The sequence below is a fragment of the Desulfovibrio sp. genome (assembly GCF_034006445.1).
In the GTDB taxonomy this organism is placed as follows: Bacteria; Desulfobacterota; Desulfovibrionia; order Desulfovibrionales; family Desulfovibrionaceae; genus Desulfovibrio.
In genome coordinates this window covers 1-16,782 of record NZ_JAVESS010000020.1, presented here as the reverse complement: position 1 = coordinate 16,782, position 16,782 = coordinate 1, and the positions used below count along the sequence as shown (strand labels likewise).

Genomic DNA, 16,782 nt, shown 5'->3' with positions numbered 1-16,782 from the left:
GGGCCGACCCTGTTCTACCGCCGCTCCCACTGGACACAGGCTTACAAGTTTGCCACTATGCGTCATCTGCAAAACCAAGGGGAATACCATGAAAGTGTGCATCGCATATATGCACGGCAAGCCGGTGATGCTGGAGCTGCGGGACGATATTGCCTATATCAATGACCAGCCCGAACCCATCAAAAATCTCAGCCGTGAAATGCTTCAAAACTTCAGCGACGCAGTGAGCGCCATACCCTACAGTGCGGATCCGGGCTACGATGCCCTGGTCAATGCCAAAAGAGCCGCCTTTATAGTGGATCTGCTGGCCAAGGCCGTGGGAGACGAATGCGTCTCCAGGCTGACCCACATTCTGGATCATGTGCATTACGATGTGATGGAATATCTTGGTGAAACTGGAGACAGCGATGCTTGAAATCAATGACCTGCATGTGGAGGTCAAGGGTACTCCCGTGCTCAAGGGCATAGACCTCCACATAAAACCCGGCGAAACATTCATACTCTTTGGCCCCAACGGTTCCGGCAAAACAACCCTGCTTATGACGCTCATGGGCGTTTCAGGCTATGAAGTCACCCGGGGGCAGATTATTTTCAAGGGTACGGACATAACCCATGCCCCCATGTACGAGCGGGCGCGCCTTGGCCTTGGCATGTCCTTTCAGCGGCCGCCCACCATCCACGGGCTGCCCACGGGCAAACTGGTGGAACTGTGCGGACGCGGACGAAAGATGGATATTTTGGCCATGGCCCGCAAAGTCCACTTTGACAAATTTCTGGAGCGCGACGTCAACGCGGGGTTTTCAGGCGGCGAGATCAAACGGTCTGAGCTCCTGCAACTCATGGCCCAGCAGCCCGACCTGCTGCTTTTCGACGAGCCGGAATCGGGCGTGGACCTTGAGAACATGACCCTTGTGGGCCAGACCGTGCGCAGCCTGCTTGACGGCACGCCGGAACGATGTTGCGCCACGCTGCGGCAGCGTGAGCAAAAGCGCTGCACAAGCGGCCTTATCATTACCCACACCGGGCATATTCTGGAATACGTCAACGCGCACAGGGGTCAGGTCATGTACAATGGCAAACTGTGCTGTGAAGCCGGGCCGCGTGAAATTCTGGAGCACATTGCCAAGCACGGCTACCAGGAGTGCCTGCGCTGCCTGGCTGGCGACACGTTTGGTCAAATTGCGGAGGCTCCCCTCAAATGAGCAATGTCAATCTTTCCCGATACAGCTTCAGCGGCAACGAAAATGCCGCCCCCATCGAAGACCTCGCCAGCCTGCCCGCTGAAGACAAGGAACGCCTTGTTCTGGCAGGCATTGACGTCAACGACCGCTCCGTCAGCGGCGCGTTCATGCAACTCAACCATGCGGGCGTCCATTGCCAGACCAATCATGAAGGTCTTGACCTTATGGACATCCGTACAGCGCTTAAAAAATTCGACGGGCTGCCCCAGTATTTCTGGAAGCTGCTTGATCCCGACAAGGACGAATTCACCCGGCTCACGCGCGAACACTGCAATGGCGGCTATTTTGTCCGTGCCCGCAAAGGGGCCAAAATCAGCCAGCCGGTGCAGTCCTGTATGTTCATCAAGGGGCACAGCTCGGGTCAGAGCATCCACAATATCGTGATTGTTGAAGAAGGCGCGGAGCTGCATATCCTTGGCGGCTGCGCCACGGCCCACGACGCCAATGACACCGCCCACCTCGGCATTACCGAATACTATGTGGAAAAAGGCGGCAAGCTCACCTTCACTATGATCCACAACTGGGGCACAAGCACCACGGTGCGCCCCCGTTCTGCGGGCATTGTGGAGGCCGGGGGCGAGTTTCAGAACAATTACATCCTGCTCAAGCCTGTGGCCGATTTGCAGATGTACCCCACCATGAAACTGCAAGGTCAGGGCGCGGTGGCCCGCTTCAACTCGGTCATCGTTGCTCCCACAGGCTCCTACGTGGACAGCGGCAACCGCATCGAACTCAACGCCCCCGACACGCGCGGCGAGATCATCTCGCGCACCCTCACAACGGGCGGCACCATCATCAACCGGGGCTTCATCGGCGCTTCCGCCGCGCCCGCCAGAGGCCACCTCGAATGCAAGGGCCTCATCCTGGGCGGGGGGCGCATCCACGCCATACCCGAGCTCGACAGCAACCAGGACGGCGTGGAACTGTCCCACGAAGCAGCCGTCGGCAAGATCGCCCAGGAAGAAATTGAGTATCTCATGGCACGCGGCCTGGATGAAGATGAAGCGGCATCCACCATCGTGCGGGGCTTTCTCAATGTGGACATCATGGGCCTGCCCCTGCCGCTGAAAAAAGCCATGGACGAGCAGATATCCCTGCTTGAAACCAACCACGCCATGTAGTGGCGACCTGGAAACGTGAAGCATTTCAAAGTCCGTCTGCTCTAGATCAGATTAACTTTGAAATGCTTCACATTTCAAAGTTTCATTCAGCCGAAAAATGCGATTTTCGGCTGAATCCACGCCACGTTGTGGCGCGCTGTACTTTCGTACAGCGTTAGAGCATTCACACTTTTTCAAAGTTAAAATGCTCTAGTTCTTCGGCAATGTTATGAAAATCCGGCTGTTCTGCCTTGTTGACTTGACCGTCACACAACTTGCGTCTATAGTTCCACTCCTTGGGGCCTATAGCTCAGTTGGTAGAGCCTCCGGCTCATAACCGGCCTGTCCCAGGTTCGAATCCTGGTGGGCCCACCAAGACAATCAGTAGAGTCCGCTGAGGCGCAACACGCCTTGGCGGACTTTGCATTTGAAGCATCTTGGCTTTAGAGCAGATCAACTTTGAGAATATACATACTCAAAGTTTAAGGCACGCTTACTTCGGCGTTTAACCGCGCAGATAAACTGCGCTTACGCCTCCGTAGCGAACGTCTGTTCACGCAGCCGTCAGAGCAATTTAAAAATTACATTGCTCTAAAAAGGGGCGCACGCTCCAAATACCGCTGCAGCCCTGACATTGGCAGCAACATGTCCCGGTCGAACCGGAAAAACCGCACTCAGGCGGCCTTCCACATCAAGCACCTCAGCGAAAGAACAGTCATGCAGTCTCTGAATCACGAAATTTTTCTGGCGCTCAACGCCGACGAATCTTCACCTCTCTTTCTTCTCGCCACTGCCCGCCTTCTGGCTGAACTGCCCATAGCTTTCGCCATGCTCATGGCGCTCTACATACTGGTACGGCGAAAATCCGAGAAAGCCTTCGCCCTGCGTCTCGTGTTCACGGTGACCCTGGCCATGGCCGCGGCCTATGCCATAAGAACGCTGCATTTTAACCCCCGGCCCTTTGTTATTGACCTTGGGCGCACCTTCATCGAACACGCGCCCACGGCATCCTTCCCCAGCTTTCACGGCACGTTCATGTTTTCATTGGCGGCTGCCCTGCTCTTTTGCCCCAAGGAGCGGGCTTCAGGCATAGCGCTCCTGTTGCTGGGCCTTGCGACGGCCTGGGCGCGAATATACCTTGGCGTGCATTACCCATTGGATATGCTGGGCGCGCTTGTTACCGCCTTTGCCGCTGCGGCCGCCGTTCACTGCTGCTTTCGTTTGCGCAGACAATGGGCACAATGACAAAAACAGACTGCAGTGGCGCGCAGATCACGCAACTGTTGGAAACAACCGCTCCCATGTGAAGCCGAACCCACATGAAGTCGCTCCCATGTGGAGCCGCTCCCACATGAAGCAGCACCCATGTAAAGCCGAACCCACATGAAGTAGCTCCCATGTGGAGCCGCTCCCATGTGAAGCCGAACCCACATGAAGTAGCTCCCATGTGGATCCGCGCAAATGTGGAACCGCGCAAATACCCCCAGGCGCACACCCCTTGACACACTTCAAAACTTGTTGAAATATTGCCCCATGGAAGTCACCCGCGCCAGCACTCTTTTTGAAGCCCTTTCTTCGCCTGTACGCCTGCAACTTTTTCGCTTGCTTGTGCGTTATGCTCCCGAGGGGCTTGTGGCTGGTGAAATTGCCAAACATCTGCAACTCCCCGGAACCAATCTTTCCTTCCACCTCAAGGGGCTTTTGCACGCTGGCCTTATAACGGTGGAAAAAGAGGGGCGCTTTTTGCGCTACCGGGCCAACATCCCACTGATGCTGGAAACCATCGCCTATCTTACGGAAGAGTGCTGTGCAGGCCACCCGGAACAGTGCGAGCGCTTCCGGGCGCAAAGCACGGTGGCGGCTGCGGTGCTGCCTGAGCGCTGCTGCAGGTAATTTTTTACCATAACAGTTCAACAGTATGTGAAATATTAAAATAAAAGGCACAAGCATGAAGATCTCAAGCACTCCCGCAGATGGCCAGCAGGTCAGGGAAACCGTCCGTTCCGGCTATGCGGCCATAGCTTCGGGTCAGCAGCGCTCGTGCTGTTGCGGCCAGCGCAGCAATGCCGCCGACCCCGCCAGACTGGCGCAAACGCTGGGCTATGATGCCGCAACCCTTGCCCGTTTGCCTGAAGGCGCCAATATGGGTCTTTCGTGTGGCAACCCTGTTGCCATGGCCGCGCTCATGCCCGGACAAACGGTTATTGACCTTGGCAGCGGCGGCGGATTTGACGCGTTTCAGGCTGGTGAAAAGGTGACCGCAACAGGGCACGTCATCGGCGTGGACATGACGCCAGAAATGCTCGACAAGGCGCGAAAAAACATCGCGTCGTACAGTCAGCTCACCGGACTTGATAATGTGGAGTTCCGCCTGGGAGAAATCGAACACCTGCCTGTGGCCGACAGCAGCGTTGATGTGGTTTTGTCCAACTGCGTCATCAATCTCTCGCCCGACAAGGAGCAGGTGTGGCGTGAGATTTTTCGCGTCCTGAAGCCCGGCGGCAAGGCGGCGGTGTCAGACCTTGCCCTTCTCAGGCCGCTGCCGGAAAATATCCGGCAAATGGCCGAGGCCCTGGTGGGGTGCGTGGGCGGGGCCATTCTGGTCGAGCAGACCAGAGCCATTGTGGAAAAAACCGGATTTTCCCGTTTTACACTGCGCTCCAATCCCGGCTATGTGCAAAGCATGCAGGATTGGAATGACCCACTGTACGCAGAAATTGCAAAAAATCTGCCCCACGGCGAAAAACTTGCAGATTTTGTAGTGAGCCTGACTATTGAGGCATACAAGGAGTAAGCCCTACAAAATTGCGGGTTTTACGGCCCCGCGTTATGGCAGGCACGAATTTTATCAACTTTTTCAGAGTTGCATCCCGCGCATTTCTCTTGACAGTCTTTTCCGACCCTCGTAGAGTGCTTTCACTGATTGGGTCCAGTATTTTTTTTTGCCAGAGACTTACGTGGGTAAGGCTTCCAGCGGAAAGTCTGCACCCAGAACAACAAAAATGGAGTCTCAAATGGCTATCTCAATCTACGTGGGCAACCTGCCCTGGTCCGCTACCGAAGACAGCGTCCGTGATCTCTTTTCCGCTCATGGCGAAGCTCTTTCCGTTAAGCTCATCTCTGACCGCGAAACCGGCCGCGCCCGTGGCTTTGGCTTTGTGGAAATGAATGAAGACGACGCTCGTAACGCCATTTCCGCCCTTAACGGTGTGGAATTTGAAGGCCGCGCCCTGCGCGTCAATCAGGCTGAAGAGAAGCGTCCCGCTCCCCGCCGCTGGTAGTTCCAGCCGCTAGCTGACGATTCAAGGCCGCAAGCAGTTGCGGCCTTTTTTTTGCGCCTTTTTTGTGCGCCCTTCCGCATTCTCGCGTGCTGCTCTATCATGTGCACCGTTGCCTGATACAACACTGACGTACGCCGTTCTACCGAGTGTACTGCCAATCCTCTGCACACTCTGCCAATATGCGCTCTGCGGGTGTACTGCTTAATCCCTCAACTGCTCTGCCAGTAGGCGCTCTACCTGGTGCACTGCGTAATCCTCCCCACTCTCTGCGGGATGTGTGTCGCATTATTCTATAAACTGCGCTGTCGTGACGGCCCGGCCAATCATTGATCTGCCGGTGCGCCAGCGTGCCGCCTGCCTCTTCGGTTGCCATCCCGGGCAAGTTCGCCCTTTATCTGTGTGGAAAGGTGCTGCCTCTGGCTCACGCAATCAAGCTCAATAAAAATTTTAGGGGGTGGGGGCGTGGGGGAGGAGACCCTTTTGTAGTGCGTATAACTTTTTTCAAAAGTTATACGCACTAACGCTGCACGACCGTGCAGCGCGCCACAACGTGGCGTGGATTCTGCCGCAAATCGCATTTTCGGCAGAATGACACCTTTGAAATGTGAAACATTTCAAAGGTAATCTGGTCAAAAGAGGGTCCCTCCCCCACAAAACATTTCACAGCGCCATCCCCGCAGCCACAGAAAACGCGAAATCCCCGCACCAGATGGTGCGGGGATTCTGTCTGTCGATCAAAAGCCTTTTGCGAATGCGGGCTTACACCACGCCGTGTTCGCCGGGCCTTTCGTACTGGTCTTTTTTCTGCACAAGGCGGACGTAAAAGTCCGTATCGCCCAGGGCCAGCAGGATGGCGGAAGAAACATAGATGGAGGAGGCCGTGCCAATGACCACGCCCATAAGCATGGTAAGGGCAAAATCGTGAATGACGCCGCCGCCGAGGAAGAACAGGGCCAGGGTCGACAACAGGGTCGTGCCGCTGGTCAGGATGGTGCGCGAAAGGGTCTGGTTGACGCTCTTGTTGATCAGGTGCGCCATGTCGAGGTTAGGCGTTGCCCGCAGATTTTCGCGCAGGCGGTCATAGATGATGATGGTGTCATTGAGCGAAAAGCCCACCAAGGTCATCAGGGCCGCCATGACGTTGAGGTCGATTTCGACATTCATCAACGAGAGCAGGCCCACGGTTATGGCAACGTCGTGCAGGAGCCCTACCACGGCTCCTAGTGCGAAGTTGAGCCGCAGCACAAAGCATACGACCATGGTTATGCCCAGAGCCAGCATCACAAGCCAGCCCATGCCAAGGCCCGTAAGCCCGGCCACGTAAATACCGCCCCAAAGGGCAGCCGCCATGATGGCGCCAGCCATCCAGCGCTGTTCAAAACGGCCGGAGATATACACCGCGATGAGCAGAATGGCGTAGTACAGCGCACTGAGGGCCTTGTTGGTCAGGTCTGCGCCCACCTTGGGGCCGACGATTTCAAGGCGTACGATTTCAGCGGTATTGCCGGGAAAGGTAGCCGCCAGCGAGTCCATCACCGTGGTGCGCAAATGCGTGGCATCGGCGTTTTCAGCGCTGCTGAAGCGCAGCAGATAGTCACGTCCGCCCTCGCCGAAGCGCTGGGTGGTGATGCCGGGCAGGGCCGGAGTATCCAGACCTTTTTTCAGGGCTTCGTCGGCCACTGGCTCCTGAAACTGCACCTGCACGATGACGCCGCCCGCGAAGTCGATGCCCATCTTGAGGCCGTTGCCCCATACGGCGGAAATAATGCCGATGAGGATAAGCACGGCAGAGGCGCCGTAAACCCAGAAGCGCTTGCCAATGAAGTCAATATTGGTGTCGTGTTTGATAAAGGTAAAACTCATGACAGCCTCCCGGCGCGCTAGATGCTCAGACCCTTGGGACCGCAATGGCGCGCCCATTCTTCAAAAATGGCCCGCGAAACAAAGATGGCCGTAAACATGGAGGCAACAATGCCCAGCCCCAGGGTTACCGCGAAGCCTCTGATGGGCCCTGTGCCGAACTGGTACAGAATGACTGTAACGATGATGGACGTGAGGTTGGCGTCCGTAATGGATACCATGGCTCTGTCAAAGCCAGCCCGCACCGATGCCAGCGGCGTGAGCCCCAGGCGCAGTTCTTCACGTATTCGTTCGTAGATCAGCACGTTGGCGTCCACCGCCATGCCGATGGTCAGCACGATGCCCGCGATGCCAGGCAGGGTCAGGGTAGCGCCAAAAGCGCCCATGCCCGCCATGACGATGAGCATGGTGAAACAGAGCATGAGGTTGGCGATAAGGCCGCTGAGTCCGTAATAAAATCCGATGAAAACCACTACGGCCGCCGCGCCCACAACGGCGGCGCGCACGCCGCTGTCAATGGCTTCCTGCCCCAGGGAGGGGCCGACGCTGCGTTCTTCCAGCACGGAAACAGGGGCGGGCAGCGAGCCCGCGCGCAGCACGATGGCCAGGTCCTGCGCCTCGGCAGTGGTGAAGCTGCCGGAAATGCTTGCCTTGCCGCCGCCGATGCGCTCGCGGATGACAGGCGCGGAGTAGACCTTGCCGTCAAGTACGATGGCCATGCGGCGTCCCACGCTCTCGCCGGTCACGCGTTCAAAAATACGCGCGCCACGGGTGTTGAAGCTCATGGTCACATAGGACTTGTTCATGTTGTCGAAAGCAGGACGGGCATCGGCAACGTCTTCGCCGGTGAGCATCGAGTCCTTTTCAACAGCGATGCGTCCCTCGGACTGCCCGGCGGTCTTTTCCAGCATGGGCAGAACCACTACCCCGGCGGGCAGTACGGCCTTGTTGGGGTCCACATCTTCACGAACCAGATGAAATTCAAGGTGCGCGGTCTGGCCGATGATCTGCACGGCGCGGCGCGGGTCGGAAATGCCGGGCAACTGCACCTGGATGCGGTTGCCGGCCTGCTTGCGGATATCGGGTTCCGCCACGCCGAACTGGTCGATACGGTTGCGGATGGTGCGCAGAGCCTGGTCAAGGGACAGTTCTTCAATCCTCTTGACTTCGGCTGGCGTGAAACGGGCCACATAGCGCAACTGTCCACCTTCGCCCACCTGGGGCTGACCCACGGTCAGCTGGGGAAAATGGCGGGCCAGGATTTCGCGCAGCTTGGCTTCATTATCGGCGCGGGGCAAAAGAAATTCCAGGGCCGTGCCGTTCAGGACGCGGGGGCGCAGCACCACTATTTTTTCGTCCTGGGCCATGCGGCGCAGGTCCTGCCCGGCAATGGCCAGGGAGTTGCTCACAGCCTTGGCCACGTCCACGCCCAGCGTCAGGTGTATGCCGCCCTTGAGGTCAAGACCGAGATTGATCCTGCTGGACGGCAAAACGCGCTCCAGGGCGGGCCCGATAACGGGCACGCTGGGCAGCGCGTACACAAGAGAAATCAAAAATACCAACGAAGCCAAGATCAAGCGCCAGCGCAGACCCATCGTTCACCTTCCAAACAACAGATTTAAAGCACAGCATGCCCTGAAGGGCACGGCTCGCCCAAAGCCTTGCAACTGCGAGCCGGGCGAGGCACACAGCGGCTGAACGGCGCGCAAACACGGCGCGCACCAAGGTCATGCCGCCCGTTCCAAGGGTCAAAAGCCCCTGAGCCGGCCTTGGCAAAGGCCAGCCCACGGGCCGGACATGACAAAAAACCAGAGATGCTACTTGCTGTCGTCCTTGCCGCCCTTACCGGGCACAAGGCCGCCAATGGCGCCGCGCGTAACGCGCAGCTTGGACTCACCACTTTCAAGCAGCACCTGCTCATCGTCGATTTCAAGGATGCGGCCAATCAGTCCGGCGGACGTGACCACATGGTCGCCACGCTTGAGTTCGGCAAGCATGGCCTTGTGGGCCTTGGCCCGCTTCTGCTGGGGACGGATGAGCAGAAACCAGAAAATGACGAACATCACGATGAGGGGAAGGAACTGCATAAGCATGTCGGTTCCGCTGGCGGGGCCGGCACCGGCCTGGGGGGTGCCCATGGCGTAGGCTACTGATTCAAACAAAACGCACCTCCAAAGGTGTAGCAAAGTCATTGTCCTGAACGTCACGCACACAGCCAGGCAGCCCCAAGGCCGCCTCAAAGCCGATTTGCGCACAATACCAGCGAATTTCTATATACGTTGGCGCTCAATCTTGCAAGCCTTTCCGCCGCACCCCGCGCGGCAAAGCGGCGCTCCTCCCGCGCTGCACAAGATGGTATGGTTCTCGAGCAAAGCGCAACCGCCTGATACCGACATCGCAACAAAAAAAATTATTGAATAAATAATGCAACCTACCTGTTTTTACAGCCATGATCCTCCGCCTGCCCGGCCTTGCCATTACCAGCCCGACAGGGATACAGAATCTTTTTGCAAACATCGTCGCGGGAGTTGCCATGCGTCCTTGCCATACACTTGTACACGCCGCCCTCATCGCCACCCAGGACGGAGAGCGTACGGTTCTTGAAAACGCCAGCATGGCGGTGCTGGACGGCCTTGTGGCGGATATTGGCCCGCGTCACGAACTGGCCTCCCGCTGGCAGCCGCAGCAGGAGGTTGACCTTGGCCAGTGCGTGCTGCTGCCGGGCCTTGTCAACGCCCACACCCACGCCGCCATGACCTTTCTGCGCGGCCTCGCCGACGACATGCCCCTGATGGAATGGCTCAACAACCGCATCTTCCCGGTCGAACAAAAGCTTACCCCTGAAATCGTGCGCCTGGGCAGCCTCATGGGCCATGCCGAAATGCTGCGCACCGGCACCACGTCCTACATTGACATGTATATTTTTGAGGAGGCGGCCCTTGCCGCCGCCGAAGAATCCGGGCTGCGCTGCCTGGGAGGCGAAGTGGTGTTCGCCTTTCCCTCGGCGGCCGTCCCCGGCCCCGATGCCGCGCTGGAAAATACCCGCGCCCTGGCTGAAAAATATGCCGGCCACCCACGGGTGCGCGTGGCCGTCAATCCCCACAGCGTCTACACCACCACCCCGGAAATACTGTCGGCCTGCCGCGACCTCGCCTACGAACTGGCCCTGCCGCTCCACGTTCATCTTGCCGAAACCACAGAAGAAACGCAGATATGCCTGCACACGCACGGCAGCCGACCCGTGGCCTACTGCCGCCGCATGGGCCTGCTGGACGCCCCGTGCATTCTTGCCCACGTGGTTGACGTCACCCCTGACGAGCTTGATTGCCTGGCCGCCAGCAAGGCAGTGGTGGCCCATAACCCATCCTCCAATATGAAGCTCGCTTCGGGCGTGGCCCCCGTGCCCGCCATGCTTGAGCGCGGCATGGCCGTGGCCCTTGGCACGGACGGAGCCGCCAGCAACAACAGGCTGAACATGTTTACAGAAATGGGGCGCGCTGCCCTGCTGCACAAGGTGACGGGCATGGATTCCACCCTTCTGCCCGCGCAGACCGTCCTTGACATGGGCACTCTGGGCGGAGCCGCCGCCATGCATGACGAGCGCCTGGGCAGCCTTGCTGTGGGCAAGGCCGCGGACTGCGTGGCACTTGACCTGACCTCCCCCAACATGCAGCCCGTCTATAATGTTGTTTCCCACCTCGTTTACGCCGCCACGGGGATGGAAACCCGCATGACCATGGTGGACGGCGAAATTCTGTATCTGGACGGCAAATACACCCGCTTTGACTATGAGGCTTTGTGCCGCGAAATGACCCAGGTGCGCAATTTTGTGCGCCGCGCGGCGGGGCTGGCGTAGGCTGGCGTAAGGTAGCCCTCGCGGGGCTGATCGCCTGCAAAATCTGTCGGATAGACGGAAGCGCGAAGCCCTACTGATGCCCAGAACCCGACGGCCTGGCTCCCGGCGGGAAATTCCCACCCCTCGCCCTCTTGACAGCGACGCAAGTTCAGCTATATTTCTCCATTCCGAATCGGCGGCCCTGTGCCGCCGCTATTTTGCAATACGGCGCTTCTGCGCATGGAGGTTTTGCTATGACCCCTCTGGAAAACGCCACCAAGACCGCTGACGGTGTGGTGCTTAACGGTTTTGTTCTTTCGCCGGTGGTGGAACAGTGTACTGGCTGTGACCGCGTGCGCGAATTTGGTGAAGAGCAGTTCTGCTCAAGCTACCCCGTGCCCTCCAAAAAGTGGGTTGGCGGTCGCTGCAATTTTGCCACCCATATCAAGACCCAGGCTGGCTCCGGCGCCAAGGTCAACCCCCTCAAGGCGTCCAAGCGCGCCGCCAAGGGCCGTTAAGCCGCAGGCCGTCACCCCTTCGAACGCCTTGGGATTTTTCCTGTCAGGCCGGAGGGCGGATATGCCCGCGCAGGCGGAGTGGCCAGGTACGGGTTTTTGCCCGTATACGGACATGGATGGAAGACATCGGATTTTCGGCTTTTGTTCCGTCAACGGGTTCGCCCGTGCGGCGCTGAGCCGTTTTTCCGTTTCTTTAAGGAAACGCTGATTTATTCCGTTTGGCGGACTTGCTTCACTTTTTTTGAAACAGTCGAGGACGGAAGAGTCCACTCCTGCTTCAAAAAAAGATCGCGCCTTGCCAAACGAAATAACTGCGCGTTTCCAGGAGGCTCTTTAATCAGTGCTTCCTTTGATCCAGGCCGGGCAGCGTTGTTCCGCAGATTTTCCCCAAGGGGCTGCTTGCGCAGCCCCTTGCGTTTTCAGCCTCGGTACGCGAGTCTGCTGATACGCGGCCTGCTGCTGTTACGCGCGTCTGCTGATACGTGGCCTGCTGCTGTTACGCGCGTCTGCGGTCAGGCCCGGCTGGATGGCGGCAAGCCGTGAACGGGGCAGAGCGCTGTTACGCCGCACCTGCGCCAACAGCACTATGGGCGGCAAACGCCCGCCCTGCAGACGCCAGCGCGATTTTACTACCAAGGCTCTGAAGCAAGGGGAGGAACACATGCACAAGGATATGGACGCCCTGTTACGCGGCCTCGCGGGCCGTGAAGACCGTGTGGTGGCCCTGCAAAGCGCCCTTACCGCCTGCCCTGCCCTTGGGCCCGACAACGGCGGCGACGGCGAAGAAGCCAAGGCCGCGCTCATCACCCAATGGCTCACGGCCTGCGGCATAACAGATATTTTACGTGTTGACGCCCCGGATTCCCGCGTGTCTTCGGGCCTGCGCCCCAACCTTGTAGTGCGCATCCCCGGCAGAAAAAAGCGTACCCTGTGGCTTTTCGGCCATATGGACGTTGTGCCCCCCGGCGATTTGTCTGCCTGGGTCTCTGACCCCTGGCAGGTTCGGCGTGAAGGCGATCTGCTCTACGGGCGCGGCGTAGAAGACAACCAGCAGGCCGTGACAAGCATGCTGCTGCTGGCCGAAGAACTGCGCCAGCGCAACATCACGCCCGAACTGAGCCTGGGCCTCGTGTTTATGGCCGACGAAGAAACAGGCAGCGCCTACGGCCTGGAGCATATCCTCAAGACCGCTCCCGAACTTTTCAGCGCTGACGACCTGTATATCGTGCCCGATGCGGGTTCCCGCCGGGGCGACGTCATCGAGGTGGCCGAAAAGGGCCAGCTCTGGCTCAAGGTGCGCACTACCGGCGTTCAGTGCCACGCCTCCACCCCGCACAAGGGCCGCAACGCCTTTCTGGCCGGAGCGGAAATGGCCCTGGCCTGCCACAATGGCCTGCGCTCCGCCTTTGGGGATACCAACACCCTGTTCAGCCCGCCCATGTCCACCTTTGTGCCCGGCAAGCACGAGGCCAACGTGCCCAATATCAACACCGTGCCCGGCAGTGACGTTTTTTATGTGGACTGCCGCCTGCTGCCCCAGGTTGACCCGGAAGCCGTGCTGGACAAGATGCGCGCTCTGGCCGCCGAAGTGGAGCAAAAGTACGGCGTGCAGATAGCCATCAGCGTGGTACAGCGGCAGGCCGCCTCCTGCGTGGCCGAAACGAGCCCGGTGGTCACGGCCCTGAGCGCTGCGGTTGCCCGCATTTACGGCGTCGAGGCCAGAACCCTCGGCATCGGCGGCGCCACGGTGGCGGCCCAGTTGCGACAGCGCGGCCTTGCCGCCGCCGTATGGAGCTGCCTTGCGGGCACCTGCCACCAGCCCAACGAGAGTTCTTCCATTACGGCGACAATCAAGGACGCCCAGGTTTTCACCCATATACTTATGAATCCCGCACATGTCTGATACCAACACCGCCATTTTTGACTGTATCGTGGCCGGAGGCGGCCACGCAGGTTGCGAAGCCGCCGTGGCCCTGGCCCGCATGGGCCACAGCGTGCTGCTTGTGAGCGGCAACCTTGACCGTTTGGGCTACCTCTCCTGCAATCCCGCCATCGGCGGCCTGGCAAAAGGGCACATGACCCGCGAAATCGACGCCCTGGGCGGCATGATGGGCCTGTGGGCCGACGCGGCGGGCATACAGTTTCGCGTGCTCAACATGAGCAAGGGGCCTGCGGTGCGCGCCACCCGCGCCCAGATGGATCGCCTGGCCTACCAGCGCGTTGTGCAGAAAACCCTGTACTCCACGCCCGGACTGCGCATCTGGCAGGATTCCGTCATTGGCATATCCTCCGGCGACGATCGCGTCACCGGCGTGCAGACGGCCCAGGGACTCAGCTTTTCCGCCCGCCACGTGCTGCTGACCACGGGAACCTTTCTGGACGGGCGCATCCACATGGGTCTTACCAGCATCCCCGGCGGCCGCCTGGGCGACGCCCCGGCCATCGGCCTTTCAGACAGCCTGCGCTCCCTTGGCTTCACGCTGGGCCGCCTGAAAACCGGCACCACGCCACGGCTGCTCAACTCCTCCATCGACTATTCGGTGCTGGAGGAACAAAAGGGCGACAATCCGCCTCCGGCGTTCAGCTTTCACGGGCCCGGCCCTGTATTGCCCCAGGTGTCCTGCCACATAACCTGGACCAACGAACGCGCGCACGAGATCATCCGCAGCGGCTTTGACCGTTCGCCCATGTTCACGGGCATCATCAAGGGCACGGGCGCGCGCTACTGCCCTTCCATCGAGGACAAGGTGGCCCGCTTTCCCGACAGGGAGCGCCATCAGATATTTCTTGAGCCGGAAGGGCTCCACAGCGCCGAGGTCTATGCCAACGGCGTTCCCACCAGCCTGCCGCTGGACGTGCAGCTGGACATGATCCACGCGGTGCGCGGCCTGGAAAACGCCGTCATGCTGCGCCCCGGCTATGCCATCGAGTACGATTTTTCCGATCCCATACAGCTCATGCCCACCCTTGAAAGCAAGGCCGTGCCGGGTCTGTGGCTGGCCGGGCAGATCAACGGCACATCGGGGTATGAAGAAGCCGCGGCGCAAGGCTTGTGGGCGGCACTGAACATTTCCTGCCGCCTGCGTGACATGCCGCCCTTCCTGCCCGGCCGTGACGAGGCCTATATGGCCGTGCTGGTGGACGACCTTGTCACCGCCGGCACGCAGGAGCCATACCGCATGTTCACATCACGGGCGGAACACCGCCTGCTGCTGCGCGAGGACAACGCGGACACGCGCCTGACCCCCCTGGGCCGCAATCTGGGCCTTGTGAGCGACGCCCAGTGGGACGCGTTCTGCCGCAAACAGGATGCTGCGGCACGATTGCGCGCCGGACTTGAGCAAAAGCGCATTCCAGCCGACAAGTATAATGGCGGCAATGGCAGCAATTACAGCAATGGCGGCAATGGCGGCAATTACAGCAGTCCTGACGCCACGGCTGCATCCGTTATTGCCGGAGATGCGGCGGCAAGCCTGCCCGCCGGGCGCACCCTGGCGGAAGTGCTGCGCAGGCCGGAGATGGGCCTGCACGAAATCGCGGCCCTGTTGCGGGCCAGCCCCGACGGGCCTGCAGCCGAACTGGGGGCCTTTCTGGAAGAAGAGATGCTGCTGGCCGGAACTGCGGCCTGCGAGAGCGTACAAACGGAAATCAAATATGCGGGCTATCTGGTGCGCCAGCGGGAGCTTGTGGCGCGCACGGCAAAGCTCGAATCCACGGCCTTGCCCCCTGATATGGATTATGCCACAGTAGTCGGACTTTCCCGTGAGGTGACGGAAAAACTGGGCCGGGTTCGCCCGCTCAGTCTGGGCCAGGCAGGGCGCATCTCCGGGGTTACGCCAGCGGCCGTGGCCTGTCTGGAAATACATCTGCACAAGCTGGGACTGCTCTGATGCATCCGGCGGTGGACGTTCTTGCGTCCAACTGCGGCACTTGAGCCTTTTCACGCTGAAAGTGCTCTGACCCTTGCAAAAGCAGGCGCTTACTGCGAAGGCCCAAGCGCGGTTTATCTGTGCTGTTGCGCCGTATCTGGATGACGGTACTGTTGAGAACGTAACTCTCAATGTTGAACTGCGCTGCTTACAGCTGCCTCGTTGCACAGCAATATATATATATTGGTGAACATATGACGGGTACACAACTTCTTCTGGTTTGTATTGCCTTGCTGATAATTTTCTGCATAACGGCCATTGTCGCGCAGACATATATACAGCGGCAGCAGCAGGTGGCACGGCGCAAGGCCATTATCCGCCAGATGCTGGAAACAGCCCAGGCGCAAAACGAAATATTTGACATCAACATCCTGGACAAGGCCGTTTCCCATAAAGGCCTGGCCGCGCTGCTGCAAAGCATTTCCCCCACATCACTGGGCATGGAAGTGTTGAACTACATATCGCGGGAACTGGCGGGCGTGACTGTGGAAGTGTATTTTCGCGCCAGCCTGCCCGAGGGCCCCGCATTTTACAAATTTCGCTCTGTCATCGAGAGCGTGGAGCCAAGACGCAAAAAATCCATATTGCGTCTGGCCTCGCCCGAAGACCTCTCCACGGGGCAAAAGCGTGTTTTTATCCGCGTGAAGCCCCCCAAGGACAAAGTGCGCGTCATCGGCGTGTGGGAGCTGAGCTCCAGCAAACCCATACCACGCAACACCTCCGAGATCAGCAATCCCCTGCTGCACTACAAGCGCGGCATGGAAATAGAGCCCGTTCAGGTCGAAAATATTTCAGCCACAGGCATGGCCCTGCGCTTTCCCATGGAAGATCTGGATATCAAGCCAGTTGACCTGGACAAAGGTTCACAGTTACTTTGTCTCATCATCTACCACATGGGCAAGGATGAAAAAATTGTCACCTTCTGGTGCACCTGTTCCGTTCTGCACGCCCGTGTGCATGAAGGGCCAAACCCGGCTCTTGTACTCGGCACGGAGTTTACCAACTGGGCCGTACTTGA

The 16,782-nt window shown here is 59.0% G+C and carries 15 protein-coding genes and 1 tRNA gene; 13 read left to right on the top strand and 3 right to left on the bottom strand.

Features of this window, described 5'->3' with window-relative positions:
- Window positions 1–88: 88 nt before the first annotated feature.
- The 8 genes from RBR41_RS12400 (at window position 89) to RBR41_RS12365 (ending at window position 5,622) form a co-directional block, all read left to right on the top strand.
- The gene (locus RBR41_RS12400) at window positions 89–415 is read left to right on the top strand and encodes a hypothetical protein (RefSeq protein WP_320352933.1); all 327 of its coding nucleotides are present in this window, start codon (window positions 89–91) and stop codon (window positions 413–415) included.
- Window positions 408–1,202: an ABC transporter ATP-binding protein gene (locus tag RBR41_RS12395; RefSeq protein WP_320352932.1), complete on the top strand. Its 795-nt coding sequence runs from the start codon at window positions 408–410 to the stop codon at window positions 1,200–1,202. Before RBR41_RS12400 ends, RBR41_RS12395 begins: the two co-directional genes overlap by 8 nt.
- Window positions 1,199–2,362, top strand: coding sequence for a SufD family Fe-S cluster assembly protein (locus RBR41_RS12390; protein ID WP_320352931.1), 1,164 nt, complete (start codon window positions 1,199–1,201; stop codon window positions 2,360–2,362). The genes RBR41_RS12395 and RBR41_RS12390 overlap by 4 nt, the downstream gene beginning before the upstream one ends.
- Before the next feature lie 278 nt (window positions 2,363–2,640).
- A tRNA-Ile gene (locus tag RBR41_RS12385) sits at window positions 2,641–2,716 on the top strand.
- Between the two features lie 270 nt (window positions 2,717–2,986).
- Window positions 2,987–3,586, top strand: a complete 600-nt coding sequence (locus RBR41_RS12380) for a phosphatase PAP2 family protein (RefSeq protein WP_320352930.1) — start codon at window positions 2,987–2,989, stop codon at window positions 3,584–3,586.
- Between the two features lie 288 nt (window positions 3,587–3,874).
- Entirely contained in the window at window positions 3,875–4,234 is a 360-nt protein-coding gene (locus tag RBR41_RS12375; RefSeq protein WP_320352929.1) for a metalloregulator ArsR/SmtB family transcription factor, read from the top strand.
- 55 nt (window positions 4,235–4,289) lie between these two features.
- The gene (gene arsM, locus RBR41_RS12370; RefSeq protein WP_320352927.1) at window positions 4,290–5,135 is read left to right on the top strand and encodes an arsenite methyltransferase; all 846 of its coding nucleotides are present in this window, start codon (window positions 4,290–4,292) and stop codon (window positions 5,133–5,135) included.
- Window positions 5,136–5,355: 220 nt separating this feature from the next.
- Entirely contained in the window at window positions 5,356–5,622 is a 267-nt protein-coding gene (locus tag RBR41_RS12365) for an RNA recognition motif domain-containing protein (protein WP_179979921.1), read from the top strand.
- Window positions 5,623–6,381: 759 nt separating this feature from the next.
- Here the strand turns inward: RBR41_RS12365 and secF are convergent.
- From secF to yajC, 3 genes are all read right to left on the bottom strand, one after another.
- Window positions 6,382–7,485: a protein translocase subunit SecF gene (gene secF / locus RBR41_RS12360; RefSeq protein WP_320352926.1), complete on the bottom strand. Its 1,104-nt coding sequence runs from the start codon at window positions 7,483–7,485 to the stop codon at window positions 6,382–6,384.
- A gap of 17 nt (window positions 7,486–7,502) precedes the next feature.
- Window positions 7,503–9,077: a protein translocase subunit SecD gene (secD, locus tag RBR41_RS12355; RefSeq protein ID WP_320352925.1), complete on the bottom strand. Its 1,575-nt coding sequence runs from the start codon at window positions 9,075–9,077 to the stop codon at window positions 7,503–7,505.
- A gap of 222 nt (window positions 9,078–9,299) precedes the next feature.
- Window positions 9,300–9,644: a preprotein translocase subunit YajC gene (gene yajC, locus RBR41_RS12350; RefSeq protein WP_232088254.1), complete on the bottom strand. Its 345-nt coding sequence runs from the start codon at window positions 9,642–9,644 to the stop codon at window positions 9,300–9,302.
- A gap of 371 nt (window positions 9,645–10,015) precedes the next feature.
- On the opposite strand from yajC, the gene RBR41_RS12345 reads away from it, so the two are divergent.
- The 5 genes from RBR41_RS12345 to RBR41_RS12325 all read left to right on the top strand — a co-directional run.
- Window positions 10,016–11,338, top strand: coding sequence for an amidohydrolase (locus RBR41_RS12345; protein WP_320352924.1), 1,323 nt, complete (start codon window positions 10,016–10,018; stop codon window positions 11,336–11,338).
- 233 nt (window positions 11,339–11,571) lie between these two features.
- Window positions 11,572–11,835 carry a PxxKW family cysteine-rich protein gene (locus RBR41_RS12340; RefSeq protein WP_291302464.1) on the top strand — a complete coding sequence of 88 codons (264 nt, stop codon included), beginning with the start codon at window positions 11,572–11,574 and terminating at the stop codon, window positions 11,833–11,835.
- Window positions 11,836–12,496: 661 nt separating this feature from the next.
- On the top strand, window positions 12,497–13,738 hold the full coding sequence (locus tag RBR41_RS12335) for a M20 family metallo-hydrolase (RefSeq protein WP_320352923.1): 1,242 nt from the start codon (window positions 12,497–12,499) through the stop codon (window positions 13,736–13,738).
- Window positions 13,731–15,725 (top strand): tRNA uridine-5-carboxymethylaminomethyl(34) synthesis enzyme MnmG, encoded by a 1,995-nt coding sequence (gene mnmG, locus RBR41_RS12330; protein ID WP_320352922.1) that lies wholly within the window; start codon window positions 13,731–13,733, stop codon window positions 15,723–15,725. Before RBR41_RS12335 ends, mnmG begins: the two co-directional genes overlap by 8 nt.
- A 233-nt stretch (window positions 15,726–15,958) precedes the next feature.
- Window positions 15,959–16,782 (top strand): hypothetical protein (locus tag RBR41_RS12325; RefSeq protein WP_320352921.1); only part of this gene is annotated, 824 nt, incomplete at its 3' end.

Bases quoted from the DNA above. Each gene is read 5' to 3' on its own strand.
- RBR41_RS12400 (WP_320352933.1), top strand. From the start codon at position 89: ATGAAAGTGTGCATCGCATATATGCACGGCAAGCCGGTGATGCTGGAG.
- RBR41_RS12395 (WP_320352932.1), top strand. From the start codon at position 408: ATGCTTGAAATCAATGACCTGCATGTGGAGGTCAAGGGTACTCCCGTG.
- RBR41_RS12390 (WP_320352931.1), top strand. From the start codon at position 1,199: ATGAGCAATGTCAATCTTTCCCGATACAGCTTCAGCGGCAACGAAAAT.
- RBR41_RS12380 (WP_320352930.1), top strand. From the start codon at position 2,987: ATGTCCCGGTCGAACCGGAAAAACCGCACTCAGGCGGCCTTCCACATC.
- RBR41_RS12375 (WP_320352929.1), top strand. From the start codon at position 3,875: ATGGAAGTCACCCGCGCCAGCACTCTTTTTGAAGCCCTTTCTTCGCCT.
- arsM (WP_320352927.1), top strand. From the start codon at position 4,290: ATGAAGATCTCAAGCACTCCCGCAGATGGCCAGCAGGTCAGGGAAACC.
- RBR41_RS12365 (WP_179979921.1), top strand. From the start codon at position 5,356: ATGGCTATCTCAATCTACGTGGGCAACCTGCCCTGGTCCGCTACCGAA.
- secF (WP_320352926.1), bottom strand. From the start codon at position 7,485: ATGAGTTTTACCTTTATCAAACACGACACCAATATTGACTTCATTGGC.
- secD (WP_320352925.1), bottom strand. From the start codon at position 9,077: ATGGGTCTGCGCTGGCGCTTGATCTTGGCTTCGTTGGTATTTTTGATT.
- RBR41_RS12345 (WP_320352924.1), top strand. From the start codon at position 10,016: ATGCGTCCTTGCCATACACTTGTACACGCCGCCCTCATCGCCACCCAG.
- RBR41_RS12340 (WP_291302464.1), top strand. From the start codon at position 11,572: ATGACCCCTCTGGAAAACGCCACCAAGACCGCTGACGGTGTGGTGCTT.
- RBR41_RS12335 (WP_320352923.1), top strand. From the start codon at position 12,497: ATGCACAAGGATATGGACGCCCTGTTACGCGGCCTCGCGGGCCGTGAA.
- mnmG (WP_320352922.1), top strand. From the start codon at position 13,731: ATGTCTGATACCAACACCGCCATTTTTGACTGTATCGTGGCCGGAGGC.